The organism is Kitasatospora sp. NPDC101447, assembly GCF_044767225.1.
Taxonomy (GTDB): domain Bacteria; phylum Actinomycetota; class Actinomycetes; order Streptomycetales; family Streptomycetaceae; genus Kitasatospora.
Genome location: NZ_JBIWNL010000025.1, coordinates 64,645 through 82,058 on the forward strand (window position 1 = coordinate 64,645; position 17,414 = coordinate 82,058).

The following is a 17,414-nucleotide window of genomic DNA, read 5'->3' on the forward strand; positions in this document are numbered from 1 at the left end:
GGCGGTGGGCCGGGGGGGCCCAGGGGGGGGGGGGGGGGGGGGGGGGCCCCCGGGGGGGCGGCGGCCCCCCCCCCCCCGGGGGCCGCCCCCCGGGGGGGGCGCCCCCCCCCCCCCGGGGGGGGGCCCCCCCGGCCTGCGTGCGCTCTGCTGGGTCCGGCAGGTCCGCCGGGACCGTCGGGACTGCGGGGACCGCCAGGACCGCTGGGTCCTCGCCGTGTGCTCAGACCGCGCTGCGGTGGAAGTTCAGGTACGAGCGGGACGGCGTCGGGCCGCGCTGACCCTGGTAGCGCGAGCCGTAGCGCTCCGAGCCGTACGGGTGCTCCGACGGCGAGGAGAGGCGGAACAGGCAGAGCTGCCCGATCTTCATGCCCGGGTACAGCTTGATCGGCAGCGTCGCGACGTTCGACAGCTCCAGCGTCACGTGGCCGCTGAAGCCGGGGTCGATGAAGCCGGCCGTGGAGTGGGTGAGCAGGCCCAGCCGGCCCAGGCTCGACTTGCCCTCCAGGCGGGAGGCCACGTCCTCGGGCAGTGAGATGACCTCGTACGTCGAGGCCAGCACGAACTCGCCCGGGTGCAGGATGAACGCCTCGTCGCCCTCCGGCTCGACCAGCCGGGTCAGGTCCGGCTGCTCCTCCGAGGGGTCGATGTGCGGGTACTTGTGGTTCTCGAACACGCGGAAGAAGCGGTCGAGGCGCACGTCGATACTCGACGGCTGGATCATCGACGGGTCGAACGGGTCGATGACGACCCGGCCCAGGTCGATTTCGGTCCGGATGTCCTTGTCAGAGAGCAGCACGCTTCGAGGTTACGTGCAAGAAAGGGCCCCGGACGAATCCGCCCGGGGCCCCACTACGTCCTCCTGGTCCTACCGCCGACCGTCAGGCCAGGAACTCCGCGGCCTCCAGCCGCATCGCCTGCGCCAGTTGCGGCTCCGACAGCTCCCGCACGTCGGCCAGCACCGAACTCCGCAGCCGTCCGCACTGCGGACAGCGGATCAACCGCCCGGGACCGAGCCGGCCCGGACCGAGGTTCTGCATCGGGAACGTGGTGGTGCTGAACAGGTGCCCCTCGGCACAACGAACGACGGCGCGCTGCTCCATCGATCCCCTTCCCATCCCTAACCCAGTACTCACCCGTACTCACGCGCCCCGGCGGCCGAGCCCCGGGACAGCGTCACATTAGGGGATGTTCCGGACATTCCTCGCCGTGGCTCGCCGCCCCCGACCCCACCCACCGGAGCGCTCGTACGCGGCCCACACAGTACGCCTCCGGACCCGCCCCCACCCCGCTCCGCCGCGCCCCCGGATCCCTCGTGCAACCGCAGTCACGGATGGGGTACAGTGGCACTGGATCGAGCGGTCTCTGACGGCTCATCAGGCGGGCGTAGTTTAATGGTAGAACATGAGCTTCCCAAGCTTAGAGCGCGAGTTCGATTCTCGTCGCCCGCTCAGAGTAAAGCCCCAGGTCAACGACCTGGGGCTTTCTTGTTGTCTGGACCAATTTCCGGGCCCCGCACTGCTTGCGCACCACTGTGTACTCCAGATCAGCTGAAAAGCCGTCAGATTTAGGCTTCATCGAATCTTTGTACGATTAGCGCCTCGGATTTCGAGATCAACTTCTTGTGACCTGAGTCACCAGGGTGTCCAATGTCGGCGCGCCGAGAAATCGCAGGTCAGAGCATTGATCGCCTCGGTGCGGCGGTGGCGACTGCGGGCCTGTAGCGGTCAATAGGGGTCGGCGAGGGTGCTCGCCGGCCCCTGACATGGGATCAGATCAACCGTCGAAGAGGCCGCACCACTGGCGCACCGGTAGGTGCACCGTTCGGAGGCTCAGGTGGCGCGGGCCGGGTGTGCCCGGTTGTGGTGCGGACGCGGGTGTCGAGCGTGGCGGCGAGCTGGCGCTGGCGTCCATCGGTGGAGTGTTGGTAGATGATCGCCGCGCGGGTCGAGGACTGGCCCATGCGGACCATGAGGTCCTTGAGGCTGGCGCCTTCCTCGGCGAGCAGGGTGTTGCCGGTATGACGCAGGTCGTAGAAGTGGAAATGGCGCGGCAGGCCGTCGACCTTGGCGCGGGCCTTGCGGAACTTGCGCCCGAAGGTGCTTCGCCGGAACGGTGCGCCCTTCTCGCCGACGAAGACGAGCCCCTCCGGTCCCGGCTCGGCATGCCAGGCCATGTGCTGGCGCAGGGGAATGTCGAGGAAGGAGGGCAGGTGGATCGTTCGCTTGCCGGCCTTCGACTTGGTGGGGCCCGTGGCACGCTTGCCGGTATTCAGCTCGGGGGAGGCCAGGCTGATCTTCAGGGAGCGCTCGTCGAGGTCGACGTCCTTGCGGCGCAGTTCGGCGAGTTCCTCGGGGCGGAGGGTGGCGAAGGCTCCGAGGAAGACCATGAACCGCCAACGGGGTCCCATGAGTTCCGCGAGCTCGAAGACCTGTTCGATGGTGGCCACGGGCCGCTCGGGTGCGTCCTCGCTGCCGGCGCCCTTGATGCGGCAGGGGTTGCGGTTGATCAGCTCGTCGTCGGTGGCCGTCTCCATGATGGCCTTCAGTAGCCGGTACGCCTTCGCCGCCGTGGTGGCACCGGTCGCCTGTCGGCGCCCGGCGTTCCACGTACGGACGTGGCTCGGCAGGATGCCTTTGACCGGCATCTCGCCGAAGGTCGGCAGGATGTGCAGCCACAGCAGTCGGCGGTACAGCTCATCGGTGGTCGGCATCAGGCCGCGCTCGTTGATCCAGGCCGCGGCGTAGTCCTTGAAAGGGACGCGGCCGGTGTCGGGGTCGATCCAGTTTCCCCGGGTGAGGTCGGCCTCGACGAGGGTGAGCCAGACCTCGGCGTCGGTCTTGGTCTCGAAGGTCTCGGGTGAGCGGTGCTCGTTGCCGAGGTGGTCGTGGTAGCTCGCGGTCCAACGGCCGGAGCGGTACTGGCGGATCGCGCCGAACCGGCGGCGGGTCGAAGGCTTCTTCCGAGCCATCAGGCAGCCCTCCCTCGGCGGTCGCGTCGGGAGCGGACCGCGGGGACGGTGCCGGTGGCGATGTAGGCGTCGAGGGCGGACTCGGGTATGCGGACGTGGGCTCCGATCTTGACGAAGGTGATCCGGCGCTCGGCGATGAGGCGCCGGGGGAAGCGCTCGCTGGTGCCCAGGCGGTCGGCGACCTGGGCGACGGTGAGGTACTGGTCGGACATGCACGGCTTTCTGTGCGGCGCGGGTGGTGGTCGCGCTGTCGCGTGATCTCGGGCTGACCGGTGGCGGTGCCACCAGTGCGGTCTGCTGCCTGGGGGATCTCGGTGGTTCCCTGGGCGGCAGGACCAGCTTCGGGTTCTGCCGGCCGAACGCATTCGGCCGATCTTGTGCTACGGGCTCAGAATTCCCAGGCCCTCAGACGGGTTCGGCGAGTTGATCCCGGTGGAGCCGTCGGTCGCTCGGCGGCTCCACCGGGTGTGGGATCAGTCCCAGATCGCTCCGGCGAGGAGCCCGTCGAAGGCCAGGGCGGTCATGGCCTCCTCAAGGGTGCTCCAGGTGCGTTCAACGCTCGTGAACGACTCGTCGAAGTCGGCGCGAGTCAGGTCGGACTCGTGCCACTCGTGCGCGCAGCGGCAGCGGACGAAGACCAGGGCGCGGACATTGAGAAGCAGCCAGTCGCGGGTGGCACCGCACCGCGCGCAGGCGATGGCGAGTCCACGCGGTCGCAGTTCGTCAGGATGAGGGACGGCTCGGATGACGGTGCGGTCGAAGGTAGGTCGGTCGAAGTCGGTGCGGTCGGTCATGGCGGCTCCAGTGCTGGTGATCGGCGCGGAACCAACACAAGACACTGCTGGTCGGGAAGGTTCCCGACCAGCCCAGACGACATCAAAGTGACATCAACTACGAGTGGGTGCATCTCACTTGCTGTAAAGGCGGTCGGCTCGCCCAGCCGCTTTCGAGCTTCACGCCTGCCGTGTCGATGCTGGTGATGGCGTGTTGGTCGGCGTCGAGCTCATCAACCGCGTTGTCGAGGCGATCCTGCGGGTCGCCGGCAGTCAGACCGCGGGCCGTGTTGAGGGTGCTGGTCGCGCAGAAGCGGAAGCAGTCCGGTTTCGGGCTTCGACGGTGCTGGCGATCTCTCGCGCTCGGCGGCGTTGTGGAGCGCGTTGACAGGTGTTCGGGGAGGTGGTGATCGTCTCCTCCGACCCTCCTGGCACCCCCTGGTGTCAGGTTGCCGGTGACGAGTCGAGCGCCCCCGCTCGACTCGTCACCGGCTGACCCTCGCTGATTGGCGGGTGACCTGCGTGGGGCTGCCTCTGGGGCAGCCCCACGCGATAGCTTGCTGCGCCTGCGGCATGACCGTTCCGAGGTAGAGGCCAAGCGTGCTGCAGCTTGGGGTAGTTGGTCGACTGGGCGCGAATGTCGGGGGTCGGGTCGGTGGGCTTCGGGTGGGTGGTCAGGGGCTCTCCTCCGAGTCGGTTGATGTGGATAGCCGACCAGCGATGGGCTGACGGTCACGTGTCCGGGACCGCTGCGGAGGGCGGCTCGTCGGGAATCGGAGGACGCTACGCCAGGGTCGGCCAATTTCCTAAAGGGCCCGACGCGAAAGCGGTGATCGGGTGCCGACCCCGTCGAGCACCCGGTCCCGAAGCGGTCCTGCCCTCGGTCCCGACCCGTTTGCGGCCCAACCTCCGAGTCGGTCCCGGTCCCCGGCACTGACGGTCCCCGTGGGAAGAACGTCGGCAACCGTCCCAGCGGCTCAGTCCCTACAGACCGGTCCCGGTCCCCGCTGGCCTACCCGTGTGACGGTCCCCGGGACCGATGGTCCGCATCTCCTCCGGTCCCGACGCTGGGGACCGCAGGACCCCGCTCCCGAGCGGTTCGGCGCGGACCGATCCACCGCTGAGAGACCGCGCCCGTTGTCGTCCAGTTTCGGTCCCCACCACACGAGTTCGCAGGGACCGTGTTCCACCTGAGGTGCGGCCGGGATTCGACTGGTCGGCAGTTCCGGCGGTTCTACTAGGCCGTCAGCTGGTCCTTGCAGTGCTGGACCACCTTGGCAATCTCGGCCTCGGTGACGAAGGCGCCCTGTATGCGGATCGGCTCGCTGGCGCCCATCGGCAGGAACAGGGCGTCGCCCTTGCCAATCAGCTTCTCCGCGCCGTGCTGGTCGAGGATTACCCGGGAGTCCGCCATCGTCGAGGTGGCGAAGGCCAGCCGGGAAGGCACGTTGGCCCTGATCAGGCCCGTGATTACGTCCGCCGAGGGGCGCACTGTGGCGAGCACCAGGTGGATGCCGACAGCGCGGCCGAGCTGGCTGATCCGGACCACCAAGTCCTCGATGTCTTGCCGGGCGACCATCATCAGCTCGGCCAGCTCGTCGACGATCACCAGAAGGTACGGGTAGGGCACCAGTTCCCGCTCACTGCTGAGCGGGGGCTGGACGGTGCCGGCCCGCACCGCGGCATTGAAGTCGTCGACGTGCCGGAAGCCACAGGCCGCCAGGTCGTCGTAGCGCATGTCCATCTCGCGCACCACCCACTGGAGGGCCCGGACGGCCTTCTCCGGGTTGGTGATAATCGGGGTGATCAGGTGCGGGATGCCCTCATAGGCGGCAAGTTCGACCCGCTTGGGGTCGATCAGCACCATACGGATCTCGTCGGGGGTGGCGCGGACCAGCACCGAGGTGATCAGGCAGTTGATGAACGACGACTTGCCCGTTCCAGCGGCGCCGGCGACCAGCAGGTGCGGCATCTTCGCCAGGTGGGCCATCACGGTGCGGACCTCGACGTCCTTGCCCAGGCCGACCACCATCGGGTGCGTGTCCTCGGCAGCGGTGCGCGAGCGCAGCAGATCGCCGAGGGCGACGATCGCCCGGGCCGGGTTGGGGATCTCCACGCCGACCAGAGCCTTCCCAGGGAGCGGCGAGACGATCCGGACGTCGGAGGTGGCGACTGCGTAGGCGATGTTGTTGGTCAATGCGGTGATCTGCCCAGCGGTCACAGCGGGCCCGAGTTCGACCTCGTAGAGAGTGACCGTCGGGCCGCTGTAGAAGCCGATGACCCTGGCGTCGACCTTGAACCCGGTGAACACGCCCTGAAGTTGGGATATTGCCTCGTCGTTGATCTTGGAGCGGCCCTTGGCGGGGACGCCACGTTCCAGCAGGTCCAGCGATGGCAGTGTGTAGGAGATGACGTCGGGCGCGTGGAACGGCTGAGGCGCGGGCGCGGCACCCCTGTTTTCCTTGCGGGAGGTTGTGCTGATTGCGCTAGCGGAATCTCGGGCCGGGATCTTCTCCGGACTGGGGGCCTGCTCAGTCGGAGGAGCGCCCCAGAGCGAGGCTGCGCGCCGGGCGATGATGACATCGCCTTCCCCGGCGATCCTCAGCTGCGGGGTGATCACGGAGTCCTTGGTCATCCATCGGTGCACCAGTCGGTAAAGCTCGACGATCGTCAGATGCCCTGCGGGCCAGGTCTGCCGCAGGGTGCGCACGAGCGCACCAGTGAACGGGCTGGGCTGGCCGAGCCTGGTGGCCGCCAGAGTGAGCTGGGTCGATCTGCTGCTGGTGAGCACGTACCTACCCCTGCCCGCGGCCGGGGCTTTGGCGGCACCCTTGAAGGCGCCGCTGTAGCAGCAGTCAAGGATGACGATGGTGGTACCTGCCGGTGAGCCGTCGATCATGTTATTGATCTCGATCGCGCTCAACGCGGTGGCCCGTAGGCGGTTGGTGCTTGTGTCCTTGGCACACAGGTAGAGCGTTCCGAGTTCGTCGGTCTGGCCGTGGCCGCTGTAGTACAGCAACAGCACGTCCTCCCGGGTGGCCGAGGTGAAGAATTCGTCGACCTGCTCCCTGATGTCCTGGATCCCGTTGTCGACCAGCTGCCAGACGTCTTGGCCACGAAACAGCCCGACTTGCTCGTCCGTCAGCGCCTGCTTCAGCTGCTGGACGTCGACTCGGGGCCCGTGCAGGTCGAGAAGGGCGTGCGGGTCGCGAGGAAAGCTCGTGTTGCCGATCAGAAGCCCTCGATAGCGACCCCCTCCAGCCATCAACCGTCTCCCAGACGGCTGCGGATCGCCTCGGCCAGCGCTTGGAACGATGCCTGGTCGACGTTGTCGCCACTGATCTGGAGAGACCGCTCGCCTCCAGCCTCGTCGGTCCACGTCACGGTGAGCGTCCTTGTCTTGTCCCGGGCGAGCCAGGCACGAAAGCACGCCACGGCGGCGGTCAGGGCGCCGGAGGAGCCCACCGCTAGTATCACCGTGTCGACGGTGCCCTTCCACCCCGGCTTGGGCACGCGGCGTGAGAAGACCGTCCCGGCCTCCTCACGCAACGCGGTGTGTAGCGCCGCGACCTGGTCCTGCCACCGTGCATCTCCAGAGTCGAACCTGCCAGTTTCGGCCAGGATCGCCACCTCAACACCCGCCACCACGAGCCCCCTCGTCTACCTGCAGCAGCATCATGCCCGAGAACCCCCGAGCCGGTCTTCACTTCAGCTGAACCGAGGAGCCGGAGACGGCCTCCTCAGCTGGGAAGCACCCATCAGTCGCTTGCCGACTCCTGTGCTTACTGTTAGTCGGTCAACGGCGCGACCTGACCAGTCAACTGATGAGTGGAAAGAAACGGCTAACCCGCAGGCATGAGCGTCCCGGTGTTGGCCCCTCCCCTCGCGGCGCGCATCGCTGCTCGGACACGCGCGACCCCGGCAGCGGCTACCTCCGCTCCGCTGCCGAGCGCGACCGGACGCGTGCCGAGGCCCGCACAGGCGGCGCAGATGCCCGGCTGCGGCACGGGGTCGTGGCACATGGCGCACTCGGCGTACCGGGGCTTCGAGGGCTCCTGCGGGGCCTGGACGGGCGGCATCTTGCGCTCCAGGCGGTAGCGGAGCACCGCGACTGCCGAGTGCATCGGGGTGGGCAGGCCCGGCAGCAGGGCCTGGGCGAGGTCGGCGGGGGTGCTGCCGCGCTCCAGCCAATGCGCGACCAGGGGAGCGAGTTCGCGGGCATCGGCCTCGCCCAGCCGCAGGCGCGGCTCGGGGCGGACCACCCGGAACAGTGTGGCGACCGCCTCGCGGAGTTGCTCGTCCGGCACCGTCGGCGGCTCGCGATCGACGTCCTTGTCGGCGTCTTCCTCCTTCCCTTCCGCCCTCGCCTGCGGCTCGGCAGTGGTGACCGGCTCTCCGACCTGCTGGGCAGGGAGGGAGGGTTCTTCCGCCAGGTTCTTTACAAGGGCGTCAGCATCGCCGGTGGTCGCTTCACCGGAGACCGGACGGGTGGTACCCGGCAGTGCGAGCTGCGGGGTGTCGTAGACGTGGGTCTCGGTGATGATCGTGCCGTCCGGCATGCGGATCTTCTCGACCCGGTAGAAGCCAGCGTCGGTCAGCTCCCTCAGGGCCCTTCGGATCGCGCCTCGGCCTTGGGGGCTGGTGTCGGCCATGTGCCGGCCGTCCTCGCGCCAGCCGTCCGGGCGGGAGAGGAGGTCGGCGAGCAGGCCGCGGGCGGTGTAGGACAGCTGCCGGTACTGCAGCATGGCGTTGGGCAGCACGGTGAAGTTACGTACGTGTTCGGTACGATGGACGCGCATCGGGAGTTACAGCTCCTGTTGCCGGACCCCGGAGCGTTGGCGCGCTGCCGGGGTCGCCTATTTTCGGTTGGACCACGGAACGTACCACGTCACTCGCTGCAACAAGGTCCTTTTGCTGCAGCAGTCTTGATCACATTCGACGCTGGCCGGCAGCGAGATTCGTGATGCTCGAACTAGCCGCGTTCGTGTCCCTGCTCCGCTAGCCTGCTTGGGGTGACGGAAGCGACTTTCGACGGCCCAAGTGGCGCTCGGTTCAGCGAGATCGCAGAGGATCTGGCGGTCCTCGGCGAGGCCTTCGGGCTGGGCGAGGTGCGGGAGTGCCGCTTCCTGTCGGACGGGTTGATGAACGGGAACTGGCGGCTGGATACGGCCGAGGGCTCGTTCGCGTTGAAGCGGATCATGGATGTGCCGCTGCCGCTGGCACGTCGGAACCTGGCTGTGCTGACAGTGCTGGCCGACGACGGCCTGCCGGTGGGCAGGGCACGGCTCTCTTCGGCCGGGGATGCGGTGGTCGAGGTCGCCGACCGCGGGTACTGCCTGATCCCGTGGACGGAGGGTAGCCACCTGCCGGGTACGGCTCTCTCGATCGAGCAGGCCGCTGACCTCGGCGTCCTGCTTGGTCGGATCCACCGGAACTTGAACGGTGAGCGAATGGTCGGCCTGCTGCCGCCCGGACCGGAGCAGGCGACCGTCCGGGTCACCACGCCGGCTGCGGCCCGCAAGGAGGCGGACCGCTTCCTCGCCCTGATCACAGACCTGGAGAGCCGGACGGTGTTCGACGCCGAGGCCGTCGCGGCGCTGGCTGAGCGCAAGGTGCTGCTGGAGAAGTACGGGCACGAGCGCCCGGCCAGCGAGGTGGCGGTCGGCCCGGTGGGGTGGACGCACGGTGACGTGCAGCACCGGAACGTGCTTTGGCGGGGTGGTGAGATCGCCGGGGTGATCGACTGGGACCGGATCCGGGTCAGGCCGTTCGGCGAGGAGGTCGCCCGCACCGCCACGGTGCAGTTCGGCGGTGAGAACGGCTTCCTCGACCTGGAGCGGACCGCCGCGTTCGTGGCCGGCTACCGGTCGGTGGTGCCGATCCCGGTGCCGGTTCTGGCGGACGCGGTGGAGCGGCTGTGGTGGAAGCGCATGTCGGACTACTGGCAGCTGGTCTTCCACTACGACCGCGACGACCACTCCTGCGACCACCTGTTCCTACCCGCCGAGCGCTTCCTGGCCTGGTGGACGGAGCGGCGCGAGGACGTGCAGGAGGCGTTCGCGGCTATGCCGTGAGCACCGTGCGGGCCAGGACGGTGGCGAGGGCCTCGGCGACCTGCTCCATGTAGTCCGGAGCCGGGATCTGCGGCACCTTCATCACGATCATCTGCCGCAGGGCCTTGTAGTAGTTCGGCAGCGTGTCCCGGGTCGGCGGCTGGTAGGGGCTGTCGGCGAGGTGGGGCCAGTAGCGGGCGGCCAGGTCGAGGCGTTGCAGCAGCGGGGCCTGGGTCCAGTCCTCGTACTGGGAGCGGACGGGGATGCCGGCGGCCCGGCACTTCTCGTGGAGTGTCTTCGGGTCGGGCACTCGGGCGTTGATCGTCAGCGGGGTGCCGTACCAACCGCGAACGGAGAGTTCGCCGATCGCGGGCCAGGCGACGGGTGCGTCGTACTCCTCCAGGGCTGTGCGGAGGGTGGCGAGGTTCTGTTCGGCAGCGAGCATCCGGTCGGGCAGCGAACGGAGCTGCTGGCGGGCGATGACGGCGGAGAGGGCGGGCATCCGGTACTTGAAGGCGGCCCCGGTGTCGGCGAGCGGCCTCAGTTCGGAGAGGGTGAGTTCGTCGGCCAGCCGGGCGGGGTGGTGACCGAGGGTGAGGGCGCGCTCGTAGACCTCCCGGTCGGAGGTGGTGAGAACGCCTCCTTCGCCGCCGGAGACGGACTTGGATTCCTGGAGGCTGAAGCACCCGGCGGCGCCCCAGGAGCCGACGGCCCGGCCCTGGTAGAGGGCTCCGTGGGCGTGCGAGCAGTCCTCGACGATCGGCAGGTCGGTGGCCTTGGCGAGCTGGTCCATGCGGGCGGGGATGCCCCAGGTATGGGTGGCGAGGACGGCGGAGCATTCGTCGGCGACCTGGGCGACCGCAGTGGCGGCGATGTTGGGGCTGTCCGGCTCGATGTCGCAGAAGACGGGGTAGCTGCCGGCCTGGAAGACGGCGGTGATGGCGGAGATCCAGGTCATCGGGGAGACGGCGACGCCGGCTTCGGGGTTGGCTCCGACCGCGTGGAGTGCTGCGTGCACGGAGGCCGTGCCGGAGTTGAACGAGAGCGCGTGCCGGGTGCCCGTGAGGCGGGAGAAGGCAGCTTCGAGGGCGTTGGTGGCCGGGCCGCGGCTGATCTCGGAGAGGTGCCCGTCGTCGAGGAGCTTGAGGACGGCGTCCTTCTCGGCCTGCCCGTACTTGGGCTCGCGGGGGAACGGGAGGGTGACCTTGGGGTCGTTCATGGCGTCCTTCCAGTCGGGGGCGGGGCTGCCTACGGGCGGCGCCGTCCGGAGGAGTGCGGGTCGGGGGCGATGCGGGGGACGGCGGTGAGGCGGCCGTGGTCGAGGTCGGCGAGGTCGGCCTGGATCTGGGCGGCCCGGAGCCGGACCCCGTCCTGGTCGTCGCAGGAGACGTGGAAGTGCAGGAGCGAGACCGCGATGCGCAGGCGAAACAGGACGAGCGGCAGCAGGCTCTCGGCGGGCAACGGCCCGTCGAAGTAGCCAGCGAGGAGGGCCTCGGTCATCGGAGCGGGCTCGCGCAGGGCCCAGCCGGCGAGTTCGGCCAGCGGGTCGCCGCCGCGGGCGCTCTCCAGGTCGACGACTCCGGTGATGTGGCGGCCGTCAGTGAAGAGGTGGCGTCCGACCCAGTCTCCGTGCAGGAGCTTGGGCGCCGTTGTGGGGAGGCGGGCGGCTCCGGCTTCGAGGACGAGGCGGGTGCGGTTCAGCAGTCCGGACAGGTCGAGGCCGTCGAAGCTGGGGATGTGGCGGGCGGGTAGGGCGAGGAACCAGCCCTGGATGGTGGAGTGTTGGCCGGTGCCGTGCCCGTCGAGTTGGCCGAAGCTGCTGACCTCGACGATGTGCAGGCGGCGGAGGACTGCGCCGGCTCGGGTGGCGGCGTCCAGGTCCTGCGGCCGTGGGGGCTCCGCTTCGATCGGCCGGCCCGGGCAACGGATCTCGACGCACGCCTCTCGGCTGTACCAGAGGACGCGGGCGGCGGGGATGCCCGCTTCTCGCATCCGGGACGAGGCCCAGGCGGCGGTCGGGTAGCGCGAGCGACTGCCTGCGCGGCGGACCTTGACCACCAGTTCGTCGCCGTCGCGAGTGGCGGCTACGAACGGGAGGCTGTCCGTTCCGGAGCGCAGGGGCGTGAAGCGTGCGTCGGTGGCGTCGAAGCCGGCTGCAATGAGCGCATCGAGCAGCAGCGGGTGCGGGCGGTCGATCATGGCGTCACGGGCGGACATCGGGCACCTCCGGCACCGGGACGGAGCGGCGGCTGCCTGCGGACTGGAGGGCGGCGTCCAGCAGAGCAATGGAGCCGAGGTTGCCGAGGGCGGGGACGGGCACGGCGCCGGGCTGGTGGAGGGCGTCCACCATGGCGGTGATGCACCGCTGGTAGGCGGGCGGCCCGGCCTCGGTTGTCTTGTGCCTGTCGGTGGGGTCCGGAGCCCAGCACGCGGCGAAGCCTCGGGCCTCCACCCGCCAGTCGCCGTTGGCGTTGGTCCGTAGGAGCGGGTCGACGATGTAGCCGCCCCGGTAGGTGAACAGGGAGCCGTCGGCGAACTGCACGGTGATCGTGGCGATCGACGTGTGCGGTGCGAGGAAGCCGGTCGGGGTCTCGGTGCAGGTGACCTCGGTCGGCGGTGCGGTGATCAGGGCGCGGACCTGGTCGAAGGCGTGCACCGCAAGGTCGGTGGCGACGGGCAGGTGCTGGTTGCTGCGGAAGCCGGGGCCGGGCAGGGTGACGAGGGTGTCGGAGGCGATGGCGAAGGGCGGCTGGCCGCCGAGTCGGACCATGTCGCGGAAGGCGAGGAAGCCGGGGTCGGCGCCGCGGTTCTGCATGACGGCCAGCAGCAGGCCGCGCTCGCGGGCGAGGCGGACGAGGTCGAGGGCGTTGGGCAGGTTCAGGGCCAGGGGCTTCTCGGTCAGGACGTGGAAGCCGTGGGTGAGGGCTTCGCGGCTGACGCGGTAGTGGTGGTCGGGCGGGGTGAGGTTGACGACGACGTCGACCGGAGCCAGTGCGAGCGCCTCGTCGAGCGTCGTGGCGAACGTGGGGCTCAGCTCGTACCGGTCCGCGAGAGCCCGCGCCGCCTGCTGGTCGGGGTCGACGAGCGCGGCGATCTCGATGCGGCCGTCCGCGAGCAGGGATCGGACCCAACGGCTGGCGATGGCACCGCAGCCGATCAGTGCAGCCTTCACGATGCCTCCCGCAGCGGGTGCTCGCCGGCCTGGTGGCGGCGGATGTGGTCGAGGGCGCGTGCGGCGAGTTCCTCGGGTGAGCAGGTGGTGGTGTCGAGCCGGGCGACCACAGCGGCGAGAGGGTGGTCGAAGTAGGCGTTGAAGTGTTCGCTGAAGTGGCGGTCGTAGAAGATCGTCGGCATGCCCTTGCGCAGGCGGGCCCGGCGGGCGAGCACGTCGGGATCGGCGATGAGGACGATCGTCAGGTTGGGCATCACCACGGCCCTGCTGGTGACGGCGTGTTGGGCCTGGTCGTCGCAGTCGAAGCCGTTCATCCGGCCGACGGCGTGCGCGTGGGCGAGGAGGGTGTCCACGGTGCGGTCGAGGATCACGTCCCGGCTCTCGGCGAGGGCCTGCCTGGCCTGGGTGAGCCGGAGGTCCTCGACTTCCAGGAACTGGGTGATGTTGGCCAGTTGGTGGTCCGCAGTGAAGGGCTCCGGGGCCGGCAGCCGGGTGGGGTCGGGGCTGGCGTGGAAGTAGCAGGGGATGACGGCGGGCTGCTTGAGGTGAGGGGCGAGCATGGCGGCCAGGGTGGTCTTGCCGACGCAGCTGACCCCCTCGATGCCGAGGATCACTGTGTCTCCCTGTCCTTGGTACGGCGGTTGCTCTTGGGGGCGAGCGCCGAGTGCCTGGTGCTGGTCGCGGCCCAGCGGCCGAGGGCGGTCATCGGGCCGATGCTCTTGAGCAGCAGCCCGGCCAGGGTTTCCGCGCTCTGCGTGGCGGTCTCCCGTACGGTCAGCGGACGGCCTTCGGCCTCGGCGAGCAGGCGGACCGGTGCGACGGTGGCGGCCCAGAGCGCGACCGTGGCCGCTGCCCGGGCCGGTGGGCGTGTGCGCGGGCTGAGTGCGAGGGCCAGGCAGGCTGCCGTCGCGGGCGAGACCAGCAGCCAGGCCATGCCCCGGTAGGCGCCGATGGTGAGCGCCGCTGCGTGGTCGAGGCGGCTGCCGCGGCCCTGGGCGCGCCAACGGGCGGCGCACTGCGGGTAGTCGAGGTAGCTCTGAAACCAGCGCTCACTCTGGGACAGCAGCTCCGGCAGATACTCGGCCGCTGGCACGGTGGTGGTGAAGGGGAGGCTGTCGACCGGGATGTCACCCAGGGTGAGCCGGTAGCCGAAGGCGACGTCGTCGAGGACGGTGAAGGTGGGCAGCCCGCCGATCTGCCGGAAGACGTCGGTGCGGACAAGCAGGCCGTGGCCGACGGTCTGGGCGAGGCCCCGCCCGCCCCTTGCTCGGCGGGCGGAGTCGGCGTACCGGCGAAGGTTGGGGATTTCGCGGCGGAGGGTCCACAGCGTCTGTGCTCGGGCGGCACCTCGGCACAGGGCCCGCTCCCACCAGGTGTCGGCGGCGCCCTGGGTGGCGAAGCGGGCGGACTGCTGGACGACGCGGGGCAGTTCGCCGTCCTCCGCTCGTCGGCGGGCCAGGAACTCGGCGGTGCGTTGCAGCAGCTCCGGGCTGGGGCGGGAGTCCACGTCGTAGACGGCGACGTACTCCTCGGCGGAGTCGGCCCCGAGCTGTTCGACAGCGGCGTTCACCTGTGCGGCTTTCCGCCCGTCGCCCTCGTAGTGGACGTGCCGGACCACCGGCTCCCGGAGGCGCGCGATCTCGCTCGCGATGACGTCCGCCGTCGTGGGGAAGGTCGACAGGACCTCGGCGGCTGTCGTCAGGGTGAGCGTGCGTTCGCCGGTCTTGGCCAGGGCTTCGGCGAGGGCGGTCAGCTCGTCGTCGGTCAGCTGGGGGAAGTGCTGCACCGTGAGGTCGGTTGCCGTCGCCCCGGCGAGCCGGCCGACGAGGTGTGTGCGTTCGCGCTCCTCTCGCGCCGTGGACACCAGGGTCAGCGTCGAACCCGGGAAGTTACGGAGGAGCGGCACGAACCACGCCAGCGCACCGGCGATGTGCTGCTGCTCGCGCAGCACCGGGATGACGACGTGCAGCACCATCGGCTCCACCGCCGAGAGCGGGGCCGGGCGGTCGACCCGGGCCAGCGTCTGGCGGACCTGCCGCAGCCCGTTCACGTTGCGTGCGGCCACGGCGGCGGCGAGCCACCAGGACGGCCGCCGCCAGAACGGCTTCCGGCCGTTCACTCGGCGCCTCCCGCATCGACGTAGTCGTGGAACAGCCGGTAGGTGTCTCGGAGCTGGCCCTCCGGGTAGCTGTCCTGCCACGGCTTGTCGGGGCCGGCGAAGTGCACCAGGGCGGCGGTCGCCTCGTCGTCCAAGAGCTGGGCGAGCGGGCTGTCCGCCTCGGCGTAGTGGATGAACCCGGGCTGGGTGGCCTGCGGAGACATGGCGAAGGTGTTCCAACGTCTGTCCAGCCGGTGCCAGTTGTCGTCGACGACCCAGTTCAGCGCGTCCTGGTCCCAGAACCGGACCTTGTCCGGGTGCTCGGACAGGAACTGCCGCGACCGCTCGAAGACGCCGAGCCGCTGGCACCGGTCGAGGTCGATGAGCATAACGCCGCTGTTGAAGTAGTCCCTGCCGTACGGGACGCCGAGCTTCTCCCAGCCGGGCAGCTGGATTCCGCGGCCGATGACCGGGTTCTGCGGGTCTCGCACCGCGCCGATCGGGCGCCCGCCGAGGGACTGCCTCAGCAGCGGGCGCAGGTCCCCGAGCACCAGGGTGTCGGTGTCCAGGTAGAGCACCCGGCGTTCGTTGGGGATGACCTCCGGGATGGCCAGGCGCACGTACACCGCGCCGCTCACCCAGTCGGAAACGGGGTAGCGCGGGTCGGTCATGGGCGCCGGCCGCAGCTCGGTGCGCAGGCCCATGCGGGCGGCGTCCCGCAGGATCGCCTGGCGGTTGGCGTCGCTGATCTGCTGGTCGAGGACGATCAGGCGGAACTCGTCGACGCTGCCGGGGTGGGCGGCGGCGATCGAGTGCATCAGCGTCCGCAGCGGGCGGGCGTATCCGTCGTCGATCCCGCAGACGAGCGCGGGCAGCGGGTGGGAAGCGGTGGTCACGAGGCGCTCCTTCCGGTGGTGGCGGTGGCCTGGCGGGGGAAGTGCTTCTCAGCCCAGTCGAGGGTCTGGCGCAGGCCGTCGCGCAGGTGAGTTGATGGGCTCCCAGCCGAGGTGGGCGCGGGCCGAGGTGATGTCCGGGCAGCGGCGCTTCGGGTCGTCGGCGGGCAGCGGGACGAAGGTGATCGTGGACGAGGAACCGGCCAGCGCCCGGATCTCCTCGGCGAGCTGGAGCATGGTGATCTCGTGCGGGTTGCCCAGGTTCACCGGGTCGGCATGCTCCGCCGTGGCGGCGGCGAGCAGACCCTCGACGGTGTCGGCCACGAAGCACAGGGAGCGGGTCTGGCTGCCGTCGCCGGCCACGGTGATCGGCTCGCCCGCCAGCGACTGCTGGATGAACGCGGGTACCGCCCGCCCGTCGTCGGCGCGCATCCTCGGCCCGTAGGTGTTGAAGATCCGCACGATGCGGGTGCGGGCGCTGCCGGAACGCCGGAAGCACGAGGTCAGCGCCTCGGCGTACCGCTTGGCCTCGTCGTACACACTCCGGGGGCCCACCGGATTCACGTTGCCCCAGTACCGCTCCGGCTGCGGGTGCACGAGCGGGTCGCCGTACACCTCGGAGGTCGACGCAAGCAGGAACCGGGCCCGCTTGGCCTCGGCCAGCTCCAGGGCGTTGAGCGTGCCCATCGCGCCGACCTTCAGGGTGGCCAGCGGGTGGCGGGCGTAGTCGAGCGGCGACGCGGGCGAGGCCAGGTGGAAGACGAAGTCCACCGGCCCGACCACGCTGAACGGCTGGCTTACGTCGTCGGCCTGGAAGCTGAACCTCCCGGCCGAACGCAGGCCCGACAGGTTGTCGAGGCGGCCGGTCAGCAGGTTGTCGACGCCGACCACCTCCGCACCCAGGTCCAGCAGTCGCTCGCACAGATGCGAGCCGATGAACCCGGCGGCCCCGGTGACGACGGCGGTGCGACGGGCGAAGGCGTTGGTCGCTGCCGTGACCGCAGGACCTCGTCGGACCGGCGGCGATGCTTGGGGGCGAGACACAGTGCTTCTCCTCCAACTCGTAGGCGGGTGGCGGGCCGAGCGCGGAGCCGTGGATGCTCAGGCGGTCGACTCCCGATCCGGGAGAGTGCGTGTCGGCGGTGCCGCGAACTGGTGCTCGGCACCGAGCTGATGCTGGGCCGCGGTCCCGAGCAGCGCGAGCGTGGCGATGTGGCCGAGCCCCCACAGCACGGTGAGCACGGTCCCCAGCGGGTCGCGGTGCGTGCCACGGTGGCGGCCTTGCTGCGGGTTCACGGCTGCGTCCATGGCACGTTCCCCTCCGCTCTCCTCGGACGACGGCTGATCCAGCGTCGCGGCGCGACGGAGCGTTGCGGAACGTTTCCAGGGGGTTTCTCTCCGAGAGCGCCCCTGCCGCGGCGGGTAGCAGTACGCTCACCAACAGGGCTTGAAAAGCC

The 17,414-nt window shown here is 69.9% G+C and carries 16 protein-coding genes, 1 tRNA gene and 2 pseudogenes; 2 read left to right on the forward strand and 17 right to left on the reverse strand.

Features of this window, described 5'->3' with window-relative positions; all coding sequences use genetic code 11:
- Positions 1-220 precede the first annotated feature (220 nt).
- Complete coding sequence (dcd, locus tag ACIRST_RS29015) at positions 221-796, reverse strand: dCTP deaminase (RefSeq protein WP_350519663.1); 576 nt, start codon at positions 794-796, stop codon at positions 221-223.
- A gap of 82 nt (positions 797-878) precedes the next feature.
- Positions 879-1,100 (reverse strand): hypothetical protein, encoded by a 222-nt coding sequence (locus ACIRST_RS29020; protein WP_030056617.1) that lies wholly within the window; start codon positions 1,098-1,100, stop codon positions 879-881.
- Positions 1,101-1,377: 277 nt separating this feature from the next.
- On the opposite strand from ACIRST_RS29020, the gene ACIRST_RS29025 reads away from it, so the two are divergent.
- Positions 1,378-1,448: transfer RNA gene (locus ACIRST_RS29025), tRNA-Gly, on the forward strand.
- 320 nt (positions 1,449-1,768) lie between these two features.
- Here the strand turns inward: ACIRST_RS29025 and ACIRST_RS29030 are convergent.
- From ACIRST_RS29030 to ACIRST_RS29060, 7 genes and pseudogenes are all read right to left on the reverse strand, one after another.
- Positions 1,769-2,968 carry a tyrosine-type recombinase/integrase gene (locus tag ACIRST_RS29030; RefSeq protein WP_402805513.1) on the reverse strand — a complete coding sequence of 400 codons (1,200 nt, stop codon included), beginning with the start codon at positions 2,966-2,968 and terminating at the stop codon, positions 1,769-1,771.
- On the reverse strand, positions 2,968-3,180 hold the full coding sequence (locus ACIRST_RS29035) for a helix-turn-helix domain-containing protein (RefSeq protein WP_402805516.1): 213 nt from the start codon (positions 3,178-3,180) through the stop codon (positions 2,968-2,970). The genes ACIRST_RS29030 and ACIRST_RS29035 overlap by 1 nt, the downstream gene beginning before the upstream one ends.
- Before the next feature lie 261 nt (positions 3,181-3,441).
- Positions 3,442-3,762, reverse strand: a complete 321-nt coding sequence (locus tag ACIRST_RS29040) for a hypothetical protein (RefSeq protein WP_402805518.1) — start codon at positions 3,760-3,762, stop codon at positions 3,442-3,444.
- 1,225 nt (positions 3,763-4,987) lie between these two features.
- Positions 4,988-6,151: pseudogene (locus tag ACIRST_RS29045) on the reverse strand (DNA translocase FtsK); the annotation flags it as partial.
- A gap of 279 nt (positions 6,152-6,430) precedes the next feature.
- Positions 6,431-7,006: pseudogene (locus ACIRST_RS29050) on the reverse strand (caspase domain-containing protein); the annotation flags it as partial.
- Positions 7,006-7,371: a hypothetical protein gene (locus ACIRST_RS29055; RefSeq protein ID WP_402805520.1), complete on the reverse strand. Its 366-nt coding sequence runs from the start codon at positions 7,369-7,371 to the stop codon at positions 7,006-7,008. The pseudogene ACIRST_RS29050 and the gene ACIRST_RS29055, both read right to left, overlap by 1 nt.
- Before the next feature lie 212 nt (positions 7,372-7,583).
- On the reverse strand, positions 7,584-8,540 hold the full coding sequence (locus ACIRST_RS29060) for a hypothetical protein (protein ID WP_402805522.1): 957 nt from the start codon (positions 8,538-8,540) through the stop codon (positions 7,584-7,586).
- A gap of 213 nt (positions 8,541-8,753) precedes the next feature.
- On the opposite strand from ACIRST_RS29060, the gene ACIRST_RS29065 reads away from it, so the two are divergent.
- Positions 8,754-9,815, forward strand: coding sequence for a phosphotransferase (locus tag ACIRST_RS29065; RefSeq protein WP_402805525.1), 1,062 nt, complete (start codon positions 8,754-8,756; stop codon positions 9,813-9,815).
- Here ACIRST_RS29065 and ACIRST_RS29070 read toward each other — a convergent pair.
- The 8 genes from ACIRST_RS29070 to ACIRST_RS29105 are packed head-to-tail and all read right to left on the reverse strand — an operon-like array spanning position 9,805 to position 17,265.
- The gene (locus ACIRST_RS29070; RefSeq protein ID WP_402805528.1) at positions 9,805-11,013 is read right to left on the reverse strand and encodes a DegT/DnrJ/EryC1/StrS family aminotransferase; all 1,209 of its coding nucleotides are present in this window, start codon (positions 11,011-11,013) and stop codon (positions 9,805-9,807) included. The two genes, ACIRST_RS29065 and ACIRST_RS29070, sit on opposite strands and share 11 nt — an antisense overlap.
- A 29-nt stretch (positions 11,014-11,042) precedes the next feature.
- Entirely contained in the window at positions 11,043-12,011 is a 969-nt protein-coding gene (locus ACIRST_RS29075; RefSeq protein ID WP_402805531.1) for a phosphotransferase family protein, read from the reverse strand.
- Positions 11,998-12,966: a Gfo/Idh/MocA family protein gene (locus tag ACIRST_RS29080; RefSeq protein ID WP_402805534.1), complete on the reverse strand. Its 969-nt coding sequence runs from the start codon at positions 12,964-12,966 to the stop codon at positions 11,998-12,000. Before ACIRST_RS29080 ends, ACIRST_RS29075 begins: the two co-directional genes overlap by 14 nt.
- Positions 12,963-13,580, reverse strand: a complete 618-nt coding sequence (locus tag ACIRST_RS29085; protein ID WP_402805537.1) for a hypothetical protein — start codon at positions 13,578-13,580, stop codon at positions 12,963-12,965. Before ACIRST_RS29085 ends, ACIRST_RS29080 begins: the two co-directional genes overlap by 4 nt.
- Positions 13,577-15,085, reverse strand: a complete 1,509-nt coding sequence (locus ACIRST_RS29090) for a hypothetical protein (protein ID WP_402805540.1) — start codon at positions 15,083-15,085, stop codon at positions 13,577-13,579. Before ACIRST_RS29090 ends, ACIRST_RS29085 begins: the two co-directional genes overlap by 4 nt.
- A complete protein-coding gene (locus ACIRST_RS29095; RefSeq protein ID WP_402805543.1) occupies positions 15,082-15,960 on the reverse strand; it encodes a glycosyltransferase family 8 protein in 879 nt (292 codons plus the stop codon). The genes ACIRST_RS29090 and ACIRST_RS29095 overlap by 4 nt, the downstream gene beginning before the upstream one ends.
- A gap of 48 nt (positions 15,961-16,008) precedes the next feature.
- Positions 16,009-17,001 carry an NAD-dependent epimerase/dehydratase family protein gene (locus ACIRST_RS29100; RefSeq protein ID WP_402805546.1) on the reverse strand — a complete coding sequence of 331 codons (993 nt, stop codon included), beginning with the start codon at positions 16,999-17,001 and terminating at the stop codon, positions 16,009-16,011.
- Positions 17,002-17,058: 57 nt separating this feature from the next.
- The gene (locus tag ACIRST_RS29105) at positions 17,059-17,265 is read right to left on the reverse strand and encodes a hypothetical protein (protein ID WP_402805549.1); all 207 of its coding nucleotides are present in this window, start codon (positions 17,263-17,265) and stop codon (positions 17,059-17,061) included.
- Positions 17,266-17,414 lie beyond the last annotated feature (149 nt).

What these genes read in the sequence shown, in the direction of transcription:
- ACIRST_RS29020 (WP_030056617.1), bottom strand. Translation starts at nt 1,100, where the DNA reads ATGGAGCAGCGCGCCGTCGTTCGTTGTGCCGAGGGGCACCTGTTCAGC.
- ACIRST_RS29030 (WP_402805513.1), bottom strand. Translation starts at nt 2,968, where the DNA reads ATGGCTCGGAAGAAGCCTTCGACCCGCCGCCGGTTCGGCGCGATCCGC.
- ACIRST_RS29035 (WP_402805516.1), bottom strand. Translation starts at nt 3,180, where the DNA reads ATGTCCGACCAGTACCTCACCGTCGCCCAGGTCGCCGACCGCCTGGGC.
- ACIRST_RS29040 (WP_402805518.1), bottom strand. Translation starts at nt 3,762, where the DNA reads ATGACCGACCGCACCGACTTCGACCGACCTACCTTCGACCGCACCGTC.
- ACIRST_RS29060 (WP_402805522.1), bottom strand. Translation starts at nt 8,540, where the DNA reads ATGCGCGTCCATCGTACCGAACACGTACGTAACTTCACCGTGCTGCCC.
- ACIRST_RS29070 (WP_402805528.1), bottom strand. Translation starts at nt 11,013, where the DNA reads ATGAACGACCCCAAGGTCACCCTCCCGTTCCCCCGCGAGCCCAAGTAC.
- ACIRST_RS29075 (WP_402805531.1), bottom strand. Translation starts at nt 12,011, where the DNA reads ATGTCCGCCCGTGACGCCATGATCGACCGCCCGCACCCGCTGCTGCTC.
- ACIRST_RS29105 (WP_402805549.1), bottom strand. Translation starts at nt 17,265, where the DNA reads ATGGACGCAGCCGTGAACCCGCAGCAAGGCCGCCACCGTGGCACGCAC.